The sequence below is a fragment of the Zunongwangia sp. HGR-M22 genome (assembly GCF_027594425.1).
Classification (GTDB): domain Bacteria; phylum Bacteroidota; class Bacteroidia; order Flavobacteriales; family Flavobacteriaceae; genus Zunongwangia.
Genome location: NZ_CP115159.1, coordinates 1,080,146 through 1,095,887, shown reverse-complemented (window position 1 = coordinate 1,095,887; position 15,742 = coordinate 1,080,146). Strand labels below are relative to the sequence as shown.

The following is a 15,742-nucleotide window of genomic DNA, read 5'->3' as shown; positions in this document are numbered from 1 at the left end:
CAATAATTTGATTGAACTTTTATCTTCTCTAAACTTTACCTGATATTTTTCTTAATTTAAAAAATATGACAGTAAAGTTTTTTTCGTTATTATTTTAAAACCATCGTCAATCACCAAACGATTTTCATGTATCACAATTTTATAGTCTTTTTACAGTTTTATCGAAAGTTTTTGATTCCGTCGATACTACTCAATTTTTTAATTTTAGCAATAGGAAATCCGCTATTCGTAATTTTTCTAGATAAAATATTTATCGCATTTATTGTTTATCTTTTATATCGATTTACGTCTATTAAAAAAGAGCTCATCTTTTACTATAATCTTGGTTTTAGTAGATTACAATTGTTTGTTTTTGCTGTTCTAGCCGACATTTTGCTTCTTAGTCTGTGTGCTTCTATAAGCTTTTTTATATGATTTTTGAAATTGATAATATTGAGTTATATTTTGATGATAAGCCTATTCTTAAAGCGGCTTATATAAAGGCCGAAACCGGAAAAATAACCGGATTGTTAGGTCGAAACGGAAATGGAAAAAGCAGTCTTTTAAAAATTCTCTTTGGAACCTTAATACCGAAGTCTAAACTGCTTCGTATAGATAAAAAACCTATCCTGAAGCGCTTTTATAAAACCGGAAGAGTTGCCATGCTCCCACAGTTTCCTTTGCTTCCGCCCACAATTAAAGTAGAAAAAGCCTTTAAAATCTATAATATTGATTTTATCGATTTTTGCAGTGTTTTTCCAGAAATGATTTCTATAAAGCAACAGAAAATACGCGAATTATCTGGCGGGCAGCGAAGAATCATTGAAATCTACTTAGTTTTAAAAAGAGCGGTTGATATTGTTCTTTTAGACGAACCTTTTGCTCAGCTTTCACCTTTAATGATCGAAAAACTTTCAGCAATAATTCAAAAAGAAAAAAAACAAAAAGCGATTATAATTACAGATCATCGTTACGAAGCGATATTGGATATTTCAGATAAGATTTATTTATTTCAGAACAAACAATGCAAAGTGGTAAACTCTAGAACAGATTTAGTGGATTGGGGTTATCTAACAAGTTAACTTTTAGTTAGGATTAAAAGAATTCTAATTTCTCCTTGTAAGTGGTCGTGGCAAATAGTGCTAGAAATCCAGATCCCAAAATATTAAATATTCGATCTGGATAATAAAATTCTGTAAAACCTAAATAATAGGCGATAAAAAAAGAAAGATCAGAAAGGATCATCCATAAAACGGTGCCTAAATAAAATAAACTTTTTTTATTATTGTATCTATTATTATACGATACCGCAATGATCATCGTAATAATTGTTATACCTGCAAAAATATAGAAAGATAGCTGCTCTAGTTGTTCGTGATTTTGAAGACTCATCATACTTTCCAACTCAAACAATAGGAAACAATTAAGTGCTATTAGAAGAAGCCCAACCAATAACTCGACTTTAGAAATCCGAAATCGCTTTAATTTCACAAATCCAATACTACTCACGGTTACAAAAGCTAAACCTCTACTAACGAAGGCTGCTGTACTGAAAATCGGATCTTCGTAATAGATTACCGAAAAGTCACAAATAGCAAATAATAAAAAAGCCAAGAATAACCGCCAATCGAAAGTTTTTATAAAAACTAACGCAATTAAATAGAATGCAGAAGTAGTAAAACGCATCCAACGCCCAAAATTATCGTCAAAAACTAATAAAGTTGAAATATTTAATATTATCCAAAAAACTATAGATAATGTTATAAACTTTCTATTCTCTTCCATTTATCTGCCTCGTTTGGAGGCAAATATAAAAAAAGCATTAAGATGAAAAAGCTAATAAATTAACGCAACAGCCATTTTTTTTTGGCATTCATCTTTATTTTTAGTGTAAAAAATTAAATTATTAGTAATTAAATTCTCCAAGTTCACTATTTATGGTAAGTGACTTATTCTTTGAAGCTTCTACCCTTCCAACAATCTGTGCATCGATATTAAAAGATTTAGAAATTTGAATAATTTCTTCGGCATGTTCGGGCTTAACATAGATCTCCATACGATGTCCCATATTAAATACCTGATACATTTCTTTCCAATCGGTTTTGCTCTCCTGCTGAATTAATTTGAAAAGCGGAGGAACATCAAAAAGATTGTCTTTTATAATATGAAGATTATCTATAAAATGAAGAATTTTGGTTTGCGCACCACCACTGCAATGCACCATACCGTGAATTTCTTTATTACTGAATTTTGATAATATTTTCTGAATAACAGGAGCATACGTTCTGGTAGGCGATAATACTAATTTACCGGCGTCAAGCGGAGATCCTTCAACCTTATCGGTTAATTTTTTACCACCAGAATATACCAAATCACTTGGAATTGAAGCGTCAAAACTTTCAGGATATTTTTCAGCTAAAATCTTAGCAAAAACGTCGTGACGCGCCGAAGTTAAGCCATTACTGCCCATACCTCCATTATATTCCTTCTCGTAAGTTGCTTGTCCATAAGAAGCTAAACCAACAATCACATCGCCAGGAGCAATATTCTTATTATCGATCACATCACTGCGCTTCATTCTTGCAGTTACCGTAGAATCTACAATAATGGTTCTTACTAAATCACCAACATCTGCAGTTTCTCCGCCGGTAGAATGAATTTCTACACCAAATTCCTTAAGATCGGCAATTAACTCTTCAGTTCCATTAATAATGGAAGAGATTACTTCGCCAGGTACTAAGCTTTTATTTCTACCTATAGTTGAAGATAACAGAATTTTATTGGTAGCACCCACACAAAGTAAATCGTCAATATTCATAATCAGTGCATCCTGAGCAATACCTTTCCAAACCGAGAGGTCTCCGGTTTCCTTCCAGTACATGTAAGCTAAAGAAGACTTTGTACCTGCACCATCGGCATGCATTATCACACAGTAATCCTCATCACCAGTTAAATAATCGGGAACTATTTTACAAAATGCTTTAGGAAAAAGTCCTTTATCTACATTTTTAATAGCGTTGTGCACATCTTCTTTACCTGCTGAAACACCACGCTGACTATACCTTTTACTTACGTCCTGACTCATGAATTTGGTTTAGGCCTCAAAGATAAACAGTTTTAAATTCTTTAAGAAAGTTTATAAAAAGAAAAAGCTCTGCGAAACGCAGAGCTTTTAAGATTAAGTTATCTAATCCTGTTTCGTAAACCATCTATAGGCGACCCCATGACTAGATACTTATTGCAAGGCCAGCCTTAAAAGTTTATGCTCGATTATCGAGTAAACAATAACTCTCTATATTTAGTAAGTGGCCAAATTTCGTTATCAACCAGCAATTCTAATTTATCGCAATGGTAACGAATTTCATCAAAGAATGGTTTTACTTCATTACAATAAGATTCAGCCTTCTTCTGTATATCGTCGTATTTATTGGCTACTTTTCGAGCTTCGATCATAGCACTAACCTTACTATTAATAACTGCGATATGGTTAGAAACTTTTTCAACAAGGTCTAATTGCTCTTCAGCATATTTTTTAAAATCTTCACCATAGATACTTTTTAGACCGGTAACGTTTTTAATTAGAACATTTTGGTATCTAATTGCTGTAGGGATTACGTGATTTCTGGCAATATCACCCAGCACTCTGCCTTCAATCTGGATACGCATTGCGTATTCTTCCAATTCGATTTCGTGACGAGCTTCAATTTCTACCGTGTTCATCACTCCTAATTCCTCATAAAGCTTAATTGCTTTTTTGGATATTTGAGCTTTTAATGCTTCTGGAGTACTTTTATTGTTGCTTAAACCACGCTTTTTGGCTTCTTTCTCCCAGGCTTCTCCATAACCATCTCCTTCAAATCTTATCTTTTTACTTTTCTTTATGTATTCTCTAAGAACGTTGAAGATAGCATCATCCTTCTTCATTTTCTTATCCTTAATAAGCTTATCAACCTCAACTTTAAAGTCTTTTAGTTGTTTAGCCATTATGGCGTTAAGAACTGTCATAGGATTTGCACAGTTGGCGGTAGATCCTACGGCTCTGAATTCAAATTTATTCCCTGTAAATGCAAAAGAAGAAGTACGGTTACGATCGGTATTATCTAAAAGAATTTCTGGAATTTTCCCTACTACATTTAGTTTTAATTCTGTTTTTTCCTGAGGAGATAATTTTCCAGAAGTTACTTTTTCCAGTTCATCAAGTACCGCTGTTAGCTGACTACCAATAAATACTGAAATAATTGCTGGAGGTGCTTCGTTGGCTCCTAAACGGTGATCGTTTGATGCACTGGCAATAGAAGCTCTTAATAACTCTTCGTTATCACAAACTGCTTTGATTGTATTGATGAAGAAGGTTAAAAACTGAAGATTCTTCATAGGAGTTTTCCCAGGAGACAAAAGATTAACACCAGTATCAGTTCCTAAAGACCAGTTATTATGTTTACCACTACCGTTAATTCCGGCAAATGGTTTTTCGTGCATTAATACTACAAAATGATGACGCTCGGCAACCTTATTCATCACATCCATAATTAATGAATTATGATCTACCGCAAGATTCGCTTCTTCAAAAATAGGAGCTAATTCAAATTGATTAGGAGCAACTTCGTTATGCCTGGTTTTCACTGGAATTCCTAATCGCATACATTCAATTTCCAAATCTCTCATATATGCCAGCACACGAGAAGGGATAGATCCAAAATAATGATCGTCCAATTGCTGTCCTTTTGCTGGAGAGTGTCCTAGAAGGGTACGCCCTGCTAACTGAATATCTGGTCGCGTAGCTGCTAAAGCAGAATCTACAAGAAAATATTCCTGCTCCCACCCTAAGGTGGCATTTACCTTAGAAACATTTTTATCAAAATATTTTGCAACATCTGTTGCAGCCTGATCTACTGCCTGCAATGCTCTAAGAAGTGGTGTTTTATAATCTAAAGCCTCACCTGTATAAGAAACAAAAACGGTAGGAATACATAAGGTAGTACCCCAAATAAAAGCAGGAGAAGTAGGATCCCATGCGGTATATCCTCGAGCTTCAAAGGTATTTCTTATTCCACCATTCGGAAAACTGGAAGCATCTGGTTCCTGCTGAACTAAAGATCCACCTCCAAATTTTTCTATCGCTAATCCTTCACCTATAGTTTCAAAAAATGCATCATGCTTCTCTGCAGTTGCTCCAGTTAAAGGCTGAAACCAGTGAGTATAGTGTGTAACTCCTTTATTGATAGACCATTCTTTCATCCCGGCGGATATATGATCGGCCACTGTTCGGTTAATTTTTGCTCCGGTTTTCACAGCATCCATCACATTATTATATGCTTCTTTGGTTAAATACTGCTTCATAACCGACTCATTAAAGACATTACTTCCAAAAACCGCTGAGCGTCTTCCTGGCTCTTCGATATTTACAGATTTTCGGTTAAAGGTTTCTTCTATTGCCTTAAATCTAAGTGTTGACATGTTAAGCTATTATGATTAATAAAATATTACGACCAAATTTAAATATTTCTCATTACAACACCTTGAAAAAGATTAAATAATATACACCCCCTAAAAAATAAGGGCTGTATTTTGTAAATTGAAAATTATTATCAAATCACCCCTATAAAAATACACTTTTAAATCAAAAAATTATACTTTTGTTAACCTTATACGTTCAATTTTTTAAAAAAACCGAATTAGATTATGACCAAATCAAAACTGGAGTATATATGGCTTGATGGTAGTAAGCCAACTCAGAAGTTACGTGGTAAAACTAAAATAGTAACCGATTTTTCTGGAAAATTAGAAGACTGTGAAGTATGGTCTTTTGATGGTTCTTCTACGGGACAAGCTGAAGGAAACTCTTCTGACTGTCTATTAAAGCCGGTATTTATATGTCCAGATCCACAACGTAAAAACGGATTCCTAGTAATGTGCGAAGTACTTAATGCAGATAGTACACCGCACGAAACTAATGGAAGAGCTACCATAGACGATGAGGACGATGATTTCTGGTTTGGATTTGAGCAAGAATATTTCCTTATCGACACTGAAACTGGTAAGCCTCTAGGGTTCCCAGCTAATGGATATCCAAGACCACAAGGTCCTTATTATTGTTCTGTTGGCGCTAATAATGCCTATGGTAGAGCGATCGTAGAAGAGCACTTAGATGCTTGTCTTGAAGCTGGACTAAATGTAGAAGGTATTAATGGCGAAGTTGCCGCTGGACAGTGGGAATATCAAATTTTCGCTAAAGGTGCTGCTGCTGCTGGTGACGAAATCTGGGTGGCGAGATACCTTTTAGAAAGAATAGGAGAACAATATGGTGTATCTATCGATCTACATCCAAAACCATTGGGTGATTTAGACTGGAATGGTAGTGGTATGCACGCCAACTTCTCTAATTCAACATTAAGAAATGCTGGAAATCGTGAAACTTACGAGAAAATTTGTGAGGCATTCCGCCCAGTTGTAAAAGAACACATCGACGTTTATGGTGCAGATAATCACATGCGTTTAACCGGTAAGCACGAAACTGCTTCTATCCACGACTTTAGCTACGGAATTTCAGACCGTGGAGCATCAATCCGTATTCCAATTGCAACTGTAGAGCGCGGATGGAAAGGATGGTTAGAAGATAGAAGACCATCATCTAATGGTGATCCTTATAAAATTGCAAGCCGTATTATTAAAACGGTTAAAAATGCAGAATAAATAATAGATTTAGGCTAGATTGTAATAATCTTAGATTAGGCGTTTCTTTTAGAAACGCCTTTTTTAATATTTTCAATTTATCAAATGCTGAAATAAGACTTTTTTAAACAATTTTTTCGGTAACAGAAAATTTAGTACAGAGTAACAAAAACCAGCAATCTTATCATAAATCGAACGTAAAACATAAATCAAGATTGATACTTCAGAGGACTAATTTATGACGTCTTATGCTTTTTTCTATTATCTATTTTCTATTACTTAAAAATCGTGATATAAAGAAATACTGAATATCCTGTTAAAATAACCAAGCCTTTAATTCTTCCAAATAGAAATTTCTTCGGAATAAAAGCCATAGGAACCAATATAAATGAGAAAGCAATCATCCAATAAATATCATTGGTCAAAACTTCCTGAGATTGCATTACAATTGGTTTTATTAAAGCAGTTATCCCTAAAACTGAAGCAATATTAAAAATATTAGAACCTATCAAATTACCAAAAGATAAGGCTTTCTCCTTTTTTAAGGCGGCTATTACCGATGCAGCAAGCTCGGGAATACTAGTTCCTATCGCGATCATCGTTACTGAAATAATACGCTCACTCACGCCTAGATCTCTAGCAAGCGAAACAGATCCGTCGACTAACAATTCTGATCCCCCATACAGTGCAGCTCCACCGATTACTAACCAGATAATAATCTTAAACCAAGAAGTGCTTTTTAAACTATCATCTACCTCTTCTACCACTTCTTCTTTTACTTTTCTACTACGAATAATCAAGAAAAGCAAGTAAATTAATAGTCCCAAAACTAAAGCTCCTCCCTCTAAACGGTCTATATCTTCCCCATTTAATAAAAAGAAAAATAAAGCAAATGAAAAAATCATCATTACCGGCCAATTGAATTTATAGAAATCGCGATCTACGGCAATAGGAGAAATAAGTGCTGTGATTCCTAATACTAATCCAATATTTGCAATGTTGGATCCTATAATATTTCCTAGTGATATATCTGAAAATCCTTCCATGGCTGCCTGTAAGCTCACTAATAATTCTGGTGCTGAAGTCGCAAAAGAAACCACAGTTAACCCGATGACCATTTTTGAGATATTCATTTTGAAAGAAAGAGCGACAGAAGATCGTACTAAAAACTCACCACCTACCACTAATAACACCAACCCAATTAGTATGTAAACAATATCCATAGGACTTTTTTATGCTAATATAACTTAATCTTTAAAGCTATCGCATTAATGAAATAATGAATTAAAAACTAAATAAATAGTTTTAAAACTAATAAAATAGTTATATTTACTATATGAAATATGTTTTATTCTTAAGCCTGTTATTCTCCTTGCAACTTCATGCTCAAGAAGTATATACTGGTAGAATATTAAGCGCAAAAGATTCGACTGCTCTACAAGGAGTTTCCATTTATTTTGATGGCACTAGCTTAGGAACCGTAAGTAATACTAAGGGATTCTTCAAAATTCAAAACTCGGCTTCTAATATTTCACCATTAATTTTTAGATCTATTGGATATAAAACAAGAACTGTTTCTAATATTTCAGTTTTTAAAGAAGAAAATTATCCCATCGTGTTTCTTGAAGAGAGTATGGATGAGCTAGGCACGGTAATATTGGAAACCGATCCTTGGTCTCGCAAGAGGAAACTTAATTACTTCCGCAGAGAATTTTTGGGCAATACAAAAGCTTCGCTAAAATGCAAAATACTTAATGAAGATGCTATAAAACTTAAATATAGCCCTTCTAAAAACGAACTTATGGCATACGCAGAAGAGCCTATATTAATTAAAAATAATCATTTGGGATATTTTATAGAATATGAGCTTATAGATTTCACCATCAAATTTAGCATTGGTAGTTCTGGCCTTAATTTAATTGAATACACCTTTTACGAGGGAAGCAGTTTCTATAAAGAATTAAAGGAGAAACCAAGAAAACGTCATCTAAAAAATCGCGAAGAAGCTTTTGAAGGTTCACTACTTCAGTTTATGAGATCACTTGCTAAAAAAGAACTTGCCAAAAATGATTTTAAGATTTTTTATGATAGATTTCAGGTTCCGGAATATAAATATTTTGATATTCAGCAAGAACATCAATTTACTAAAGTAGCGATGACTAAAGACACGATTAGCATATTACATAAAAATAATCAATCTGGTCTTATATATAAAAGTCCGTTTTACATCGACGAATTTGGAAACTTCACTCCTACTCGAGCTTTTAATATTTCTGGCGTAATGGGACAGGCGAGAATGTCTTTATGCTTACCACTAAATTACGCGCTTTAAAATAATTACTACTTTTTTAGTTTGAAAACTATTTTTTTCGTTATATTTATCATCTACATATCTGAAGACAGACAACGACATGGAAAAGTTAACCAATAAAGAAGAAGAAATTATGAGGATCATATGGAAGCTTGAAAAAGCTTTTGTAAAAGAAATTATACCTCATATCAAAGAACAGAAATTGCACTACAATACGGTCTCGACCATTGTAAGGAATCTCGAAGAAAAAAAATATGTTTCTTATAAAGCTTATGGCAAGACGCATCAATATTACCCTATTATTACCAAAGAAGCCTATAGAAAACAGTTTATGAATATCGCTACTAAACGATTTTTTGACAATAGCTATAAAAGCATGGTTTCCTTTTTTGCGAAAGAAGAAAAAATTAGTGCTGAAGAACTTAGAGAAATTTTAGAAATCATTGAAAATAAAAAATAGCGCTAAGCAATTTATCAATCAAAAAGCGAACAATCAATCATTCCTGTATGCAAGAATTTATATCCCATCTGTTAAAATCTTCAGCATTAATTGCTATTTTCTATTTAGCCTACATTACTCTGCTAAAACAAGAGACTAGTTTTATGCAAAACCGCAAGTTTCTATTAGTAGGTTTGGCGACTTCTTTAATTTTGCCACTTATCTATCTCACTCAGCAAGAATACATAGAATTACCATCCACAGAAATACCTTATACTGTTATGAATGCTGACATTCAGCAAGAAAATGTGGTAATTGAAGAACCTACAAATTGGTGGCAAATTGGTTTGTATGTTTACCTATTTGGTGTATCACTAATGAGCTTACGATTTGGTTTTCAGATCTACAGCCTAAAAAAGATTATTAATTCCGGATTCTTAAAAAAATACAAGAATTTGAAATTAGTTAAAACGAATAAGGATATAAAACCATTTTCCTTCTTCAACAATATTGTTTACAATCCTGAAAAACATCATCAAAAAGACCTAAAACTAATCCTGAAGCATGAGCAAATTCATGCAAAGCAATGGCATTCTTTGGATGTGATCTTCATTTCTGTACTCTGTGTAGTATTCTGGTTTAATCCGTTTATCTGGCTGTACAAAAAAATTATCGTCCAAAATTTAGAATTTCTAGCCGATCAAGATGCAGTAGCAACAATAGCCAGCAAAAAAGAATACCAAAAAGCGCTGGTTATGGCCAGTGTAGGTTTGCAGCCGGCTATGACTAATCAATTTTATCAATCATTCATCAAAAAACGTATTATTATGCTTAACAAATCGAAGAAGAAAAACACCTCGTGGAAAACCCTTGTAGTTATTCCGTTTTTATGCTTATTCCTGTACAGTTTTAACCTGAAAACAAAAAGTATTGTTTTAGAATCTTCAGAAGTAGAAAATTCGCAACAACAAAACGATAAAGTAGAAATCGTTGATGAAAAAACAATTATTCAAAAGGAAAATTCAGTAAAAAAATCTAAATCTGATGTTTTAAGTTCAGAAAAAACTTCAACTCCAAACATTCAGCAAAAAGAAAATGAGGAAACTGCTATTTCTGGCAATGCGACTTTTCATGCTCAGAAAAACTCCTTGAAAGTATTAAAGGACACCTTGTATATTTTAAATGGAATGCCGCAGCCCAACAAGAATTTCCTTAGCAGAATAGATAAAGATAACATCCAAAATATAACCTATCTTAACGGGAAAAAAGCGGTGGCGCTTTACGGTGAAAAAGTAGCAGATTATGGCGTTAAATTATATACCACCAAAACGCAAGGTGATAACTTAATACTGAAAAAGCCAAAAACTACAGATAATACTAGAATTTATTTACTTGGCAAGACCAAGGTTACAAAATCTGGTGACGGATTTACACTAAAAAAGATTAATCAAGAAAATGCTCCTTTAATAATTATAAATAACAAAACTGCTTCAACTGAAGAATTGAATAATTTATCTTCAATAAAAATCGCCTCTATTAATGTACTAAAAGGCGAAAAAGCAGCTGAAAAATATGATGATAAAAATACCGAAAATGGTGTAATCGAAATATATACCAAAAACTATAAAGGTAAATTACCTCAAAAATCTACCACCTTCGTATATACCATTCATCCTAATGAAACAGATGCCGCCATCCAAAACATGGTCAAAACGATCCAAGAAAAGTATAATATTGAAATTGATATTAAAAAATTGAAGCGTGATGATTCAGGAATGATTAATAGTGTAAAGATCAAAGCCAGACATAAGGGTTCTTCTTCCTGGAATGTTACGTATAGCTCGTCTAGTAGTGATACGATTGATGAGTTTTATATGATTATGGACACAAAAAAAGATGATTTCAAGATTACTAGTGAGAAACCTAAAAAAATATAGACAATCTTAAAACAGCTTCTTTTTCATTGAACGTCAATATTTTAATATCTTTGATATAAACTGACTAAAAATGAAAAAGAAGTTTTTTAAATCTTTGGCAAAACTCAACAAAAAAGTCTTACCAAGTTATTCTAAGAAAGAATTGGATTTGGCCAAAGCTACAAAACTGCAAATGGCCATTATTGGATGGAAAACTTGGGTTACTAAAAATTCCTTAGATTAAAGAAACCCATATTCTTCAGCTTTCTCTAAAATCAATTTATCGCCAGATTCTTCTATTTCAAAAAGCTTCCTAATATTTCTTTTTCTTTTTTCGATGGCAGCTAAGGATAGCGGAATGTAATCTACCAAATTCTTTGTTTTTGTTCCTTTAGAGAGGTAGTATAAAATCTTCCGATCATTTTCATCTAAAGTGATATCTCGTGTCATTTGTTTTCTAAATAATTCACGCACCGTCTTACTGTAAAAAGGAATTCCGTTGCTAATCGATAAAATTGCAGCACAAAGTTCTGTAGAACCTACATCGCTTTTAATCATAAAAGCTTCAGGATTTATACTTTTTAGAATATTCTGAAGTCTATATTTCTCATTGAACATCGTAAGCACAACCAACTTAGAATGAGGTGAAATTTCGCGAAATTTCACCCCCAAATCTTCTCCGGAAATTATTCTACCATCCTTAGAAGCTGGAATTTTAATATCCAAAATAATTATATCGAAAACTTTTTCGGCTTTATTCACTTGTTCTAAAGCTGTATCTGCATCGCTAGCGGTTTGTATAAGCATGTCGTGCTTGCAGGATTGTAATGTACTTTTGTAACCTTCTATAATTATGGGATGATCATCTACAATCAATACTTTTAAGCGGTTAGCCATATTCTATGATTTTGATTAATAGGTATCTGTATACTTATCGCAGTTCCTTCTTCACTAGTCTTGAAGTTTATTTTACCATTTAGATTATTGATCCTGGATTTCATATTCTTTAATCCTATTCCTTTTGAGTTGGCATCAAGGTCAAAGCCTTTTCCGTCGTCTTTGATCATTGCAAAAAGATGAGTATCCTGTTTTCTAAAAACTACAATAACTTTTTTGGCCTGAGCATATTTTGTAATATTATAAGTAGACTCTTGCATAACCCTAAAAAGATTAATCTTGATTTTACTACTTATCTTATCCCATTCGATATTAGGATCATTATTTAAAACAGCTTCAAATTTACCTAAAGTAGACTGTTCATTCAATAGCTCGTTTAACATGCTTATAAATCCAGAACGTGAATCAAAAATATTAGCATCCAAATCATGAGATATACTGCGAACCTCTTCGCCTAGCATTTTCAATTCAGCGATGTAGTTTGATCTGGTTTCAACCGAATCTGCATCAACTTTATCATTCAAACTACTCAATATTAATCGAATACCGAAAATCTTCCCTAAAATCCCATCATGCAATTCAGCAGCAATGCGTTTCTTTTCTTTTTGACGACCTTCCTCTAATTTATTTTGCTGGTCTATAAGTAAATTATAGATTTCTTCATTGGATTGTTGCTGCAGCTTTTCTAATTTTAACTGCCTATTTTTAATCTTTTGATGCCGTACTACAAATCCTAGTATTACGATAATCAGCAAAAATCCAGCACCTAATATTATCCATTTTCGCTGTGCATTTAAATATTTGTTCTGCTCGATAAATTCATCGGTCTCGTAACGTATTCTTGCAAATTGATTACGGGCGGCTCGCTCTTCCCTCTCCAAGCTATCTTTTAGATAAATATATCGCTCAAGGTGTTCATAACTGTTAGCTTTATCCAAACGCGCTTCTAATCTTAAAGATTCCATTAGCCCTTGCATATGCTCTCGTCGCCGTGCTAATTTTTTACTCTTTTCTGCATATTTCAAAGCTTTACTTTTATCTATATTTTCATAATATTCAGCCAGATGAATACTAGAAAAAATAGCGCCATCTTCATCACCAATTGATTCCCTTAGTTGCAAGGCTTTATAGAAGTCTTCAGGAATATGTTCTTTTTTACCAATTTTAAATTCAGCAAACGCGCGATTATCGATAATCTTAGCATAAACCTGAGGTTCTTTATTTTCTAATTCTGAAAATTCTAAAGCTTCAGCATAGGCATTTAGAGCATCATCAAATCTCCCCATATTTTCATATAGAACACCAATATTATTTAAAGTTGAAGCTTTTTGATAAATATTATTTCCCAATTGCTTTTGAATTTCGTAGGCTTTCATGTGATATTCTAATGAATTTTCGAAATCATTCATTTGATTATACGCAACTGCAAGATTATTATAACATCTATAAACATATTCTTTTGCATCTAGAGGCTTTAAAACTTTTAAAGCCTTAACCGTTGTTACTTCGCTCCCCACATAATCTTTAATATCAGATTGAAGAATCGCCATGTTTATCAGCAATCTCCCTCCCAATACTGGCTTGTCGTTTTTTAAATAAAGTTCACTTGCCTCTTGATAGGCGTCGTAACTTTGGCGATATCCACCAATTTCTGAATAGAAATATCCGCGATCCCAAAAAGCCCCGGCAAGCCCTAAACTATCGTTTAGCCGTGTTGCATAAGCTATAGCCTTGGAATTGGCTTCTAAAAATAAAGCAGAATCTATTGAAGCTGCGTAATAAGAAGCATGCAGGTAATTTTTCTTTTTAAGCGTATCATCATTAAGTTTTGAAGTCTGATTTAAATATGTTTTCAGTTTCTCCTTTCTAACTTCTAGATCTATAGAATCCAGCTTAAAATCATCTGAAATTTCGATAGCTTCTTTAGAAAATGACTCATCCTGTGACTGGTATAGATCACAGGATGAAAGCATTAAGACTAATAGTAAAAGTAAAAAATAATTCTTCTTCAATATTCAGTTGTTTAGATGCCCAAACTCTGAACTTAGAAATAGTAATTACGTCTTGTATTGAAATATGTAGAATTGGGCATCGATCAATTTAAGAATTTAATCATACATTTCTCAAATTAATTTTAGTTTAGAAGATTAATCTTGCTCGTCCTCTTCAGGCGGATCTCTTCTTTCCTGTTCATTTTCCTCTCGTCCAGAAGAATCGGAATAAGTATCGATATCGATTATTTCAGATTCTTCATATGTTTCGGCATTAGATACAGGTAAGGCTTCCGGTTCGCAAGAATAAGTTACTGCCATTAAAGTTCCTAAAATTAAAAGTGTAAATAAATTTTTCATGGATGATTGTATAAAGTATTATTAAAAAAGTGAAGACATTCTCTCACAAAAGGATATTCTTGTTAGAGACAAAAAGGATAAATAAGATCACCCGGCAATTAGGCCTTAAAGCCATATTGATAAGTAGATTTGGGGATTTCTAAGAAAATTATCTCGCCGGATGAAATAGTTGGGCTAACTACATTAAAATAATAATGCAACTTCTGAGCTTAGTCGTACAACTCTTCTAATGCGATCTTGTCGTAATAACCAAAATTGCCGCTTTCATTGGCGCTAAAGCATGCTAGCATCACAGAATTAGCATCGTATCCTGTAGGTGTATTAGGAATATGTACTGCTCCATCTGGATTGGCCGATTCACCACTTTGGCCACAACTTTGTCTAGAAAACCAATCGGTATGACGTAATCCCAGAGTATGCCCAATTTCGTGAGTGATTACATGTTCGTTGGTTGCAGTACTATAACTTTCCATTCCTGAAAAAATCTGAACCCATTTGTAAGGATTACCCCCTGATGGGAAACCGGCTACTCCACCAGCCTGTCCATTGCTAGTTTTATAAACAACAATATCTGAAGAACTATAATTAGTACCGAAACTAAGATTGAAGGTTAGACCAATACTTAAATCGTTATAATTCGCTACAGCTCTTTCTAATGCCTGTTGCATTTTGTTGGAAAGATCTTGCCCATAGCCAGTCCCCGTATAACCAATAACATTGATGGTTCTGGGACTACTAACCAAATTGTAAGTACGATACTGCTTACTGGTAATATCTGCGGTGCTTAGCTTATCTAATTGATCGGCAGACATTGCAATATCATTTTCAATTAAATAAGTGGTTTCAGTAGCACCTCCAGGTAAAGTAAGCTCGAATGTTTCAATATAATCTGAATTGAAATGTAAATTGCTCACTTTTTCTATTACCTCTTTAGGAATTTGTGATGAAGTTGGAGCCTCATTATTCAGCAATTCCTGAGTCTCTGGTGTGGTTTCATCTTTTTGACAGGAAGTAAAAAACAGTCCTGTTGCTGCCAAAACGAGTGGTAGTTTGTTTAAATTCATTTAAGTAGGTTTTAAATTACACCTCAAATTTAACCTACTAGTTTCCAGATATTTGAAATTAAACCGTATAATAAGTAAGGGAAAACCGTAATATAAAATTCTCCAGTTTATAC

At 33.5% G+C, this 15,742-nt stretch carries 14 protein-coding genes; 6 read left to right on the top strand and 8 right to left on the bottom strand.

Annotated features, from left to right (window positions below; genetic code table 11):
* The first annotated feature begins 410 nt into the window (after positions 1-410).
* The gene (locus PBT91_RS04800) at positions 411-1,061 is read left to right on the top strand and encodes an ATP-binding cassette domain-containing protein (protein WP_270060648.1); all 651 of its coding nucleotides are present in this window, start codon (positions 411-413) and stop codon (positions 1,059-1,061) included.
* A gap of 13 nt (positions 1,062-1,074) precedes the next feature.
* Here the strand turns inward: PBT91_RS04800 and PBT91_RS04795 are convergent, their stop codons facing one another.
* The 3 genes from PBT91_RS04795 to PBT91_RS04785 form a co-directional block, all read right to left on the bottom strand.
* Positions 1,075-1,764 carry a hypothetical protein gene (locus PBT91_RS04795; protein ID WP_270060647.1) on the bottom strand — a complete coding sequence of 230 codons (690 nt, stop codon included), beginning with the start codon at positions 1,762-1,764 and terminating at the stop codon, positions 1,075-1,077.
* A gap of 121 nt (positions 1,765-1,885) precedes the next feature.
* The gene (locus PBT91_RS04790; protein ID WP_270060646.1) at positions 1,886-3,064 is read right to left on the bottom strand and encodes an AIR synthase related protein; all 1,179 of its coding nucleotides are present in this window, start codon (positions 3,062-3,064) and stop codon (positions 1,886-1,888) included.
* 185 nt (positions 3,065-3,249) lie between these two features.
* The gene (locus PBT91_RS04785; RefSeq protein ID WP_270060645.1) at positions 3,250-5,436 is read right to left on the bottom strand and encodes a glutamine synthetase III family protein; all 2,187 of its coding nucleotides are present in this window, start codon (positions 5,434-5,436) and stop codon (positions 3,250-3,252) included.
* Between the two features lie 225 nt (positions 5,437-5,661).
* On the opposite strand from PBT91_RS04785, the gene PBT91_RS04780 reads away from it, so the two are divergent.
* Positions 5,662-6,672 (top strand): glutamine synthetase beta-grasp domain-containing protein, encoded by a 1,011-nt coding sequence (locus tag PBT91_RS04780; protein ID WP_270060644.1) that lies wholly within the window; start codon positions 5,662-5,664, stop codon positions 6,670-6,672.
* A gap of 254 nt (positions 6,673-6,926) precedes the next feature.
* Here PBT91_RS04780 and PBT91_RS04775 read toward each other — a convergent pair whose 3' ends face one another.
* Positions 6,927-7,874 carry a calcium/sodium antiporter gene (locus PBT91_RS04775; protein WP_270060643.1) on the bottom strand — a complete coding sequence of 316 codons (948 nt, stop codon included), beginning with the start codon at positions 7,872-7,874 and terminating at the stop codon, positions 6,927-6,929.
* A 113-nt stretch (positions 7,875-7,987) separates the two neighbouring features.
* On the opposite strand from PBT91_RS04775, the gene PBT91_RS04770 reads away from it, so the two are divergent.
* The 4 genes from PBT91_RS04770 to PBT91_RS04755 all read left to right on the top strand — a co-directional run bounded on the left by PBT91_RS04770 (position 7,988) and on the right by PBT91_RS04755 (position 11,561).
* A complete protein-coding gene (locus PBT91_RS04770; RefSeq protein WP_270060642.1) occupies positions 7,988-8,983 on the top strand; it encodes a carboxypeptidase-like regulatory domain-containing protein in 996 nt (331 codons plus the stop codon).
* 79 nt (positions 8,984-9,062) lie between these two features.
* Complete coding sequence (locus PBT91_RS04765) at positions 9,063-9,422, top strand: BlaI/MecI/CopY family transcriptional regulator (protein ID WP_270060641.1); 360 nt, start codon at positions 9,063-9,065, stop codon at positions 9,420-9,422.
* A 47-nt stretch (positions 9,423-9,469) separates the two neighbouring features.
* A complete protein-coding gene (locus PBT91_RS04760; protein ID WP_270060640.1) occupies positions 9,470-11,338 on the top strand; it encodes a M56 family metallopeptidase in 1,869 nt (622 codons plus the stop codon).
* Between the two features lie 70 nt (positions 11,339-11,408).
* Positions 11,409-11,561 carry an SsrA-binding protein gene (locus PBT91_RS04755; RefSeq protein WP_270060639.1) on the top strand — a complete coding sequence of 51 codons (153 nt, stop codon included), beginning with the start codon at positions 11,409-11,411 and terminating at the stop codon, positions 11,559-11,561.
* On the opposite strand, the gene PBT91_RS04750 is transcribed toward PBT91_RS04755, so the two are convergent.
* The 4 genes from PBT91_RS04750 to PBT91_RS04735 all read right to left on the bottom strand — a co-directional run bounded on the left by PBT91_RS04750 (position 11,558) and on the right by PBT91_RS04735 (position 15,629).
* The gene (locus PBT91_RS04750; RefSeq protein WP_270060638.1) at positions 11,558-12,214 is read right to left on the bottom strand and encodes a response regulator; all 657 of its coding nucleotides are present in this window, start codon (positions 12,212-12,214) and stop codon (positions 11,558-11,560) included. The genes PBT91_RS04755 and PBT91_RS04750 overlap by 4 nt on opposite strands.
* Positions 12,199-14,226 (bottom strand): tetratricopeptide repeat-containing sensor histidine kinase, encoded by a 2,028-nt coding sequence (locus tag PBT91_RS04745; protein ID WP_270060637.1) that lies wholly within the window; start codon positions 14,224-14,226, stop codon positions 12,199-12,201. The genes PBT91_RS04750 and PBT91_RS04745 overlap by 16 nt, the downstream gene beginning before the upstream one ends.
* 135 nt (positions 14,227-14,361) lie before the next feature.
* A complete protein-coding gene (locus PBT91_RS04740; RefSeq protein ID WP_270060636.1) occupies positions 14,362-14,565 on the bottom strand; it encodes a hypothetical protein in 204 nt (67 codons plus the stop codon).
* A gap of 209 nt (positions 14,566-14,774) precedes the next feature.
* Positions 14,775-15,629 (bottom strand): M57 family metalloprotease, encoded by an 855-nt coding sequence (locus PBT91_RS04735; RefSeq protein ID WP_270060635.1) that lies wholly within the window; start codon positions 15,627-15,629, stop codon positions 14,775-14,777.
* Positions 15,630-15,742 lie beyond the last annotated feature (113 nt).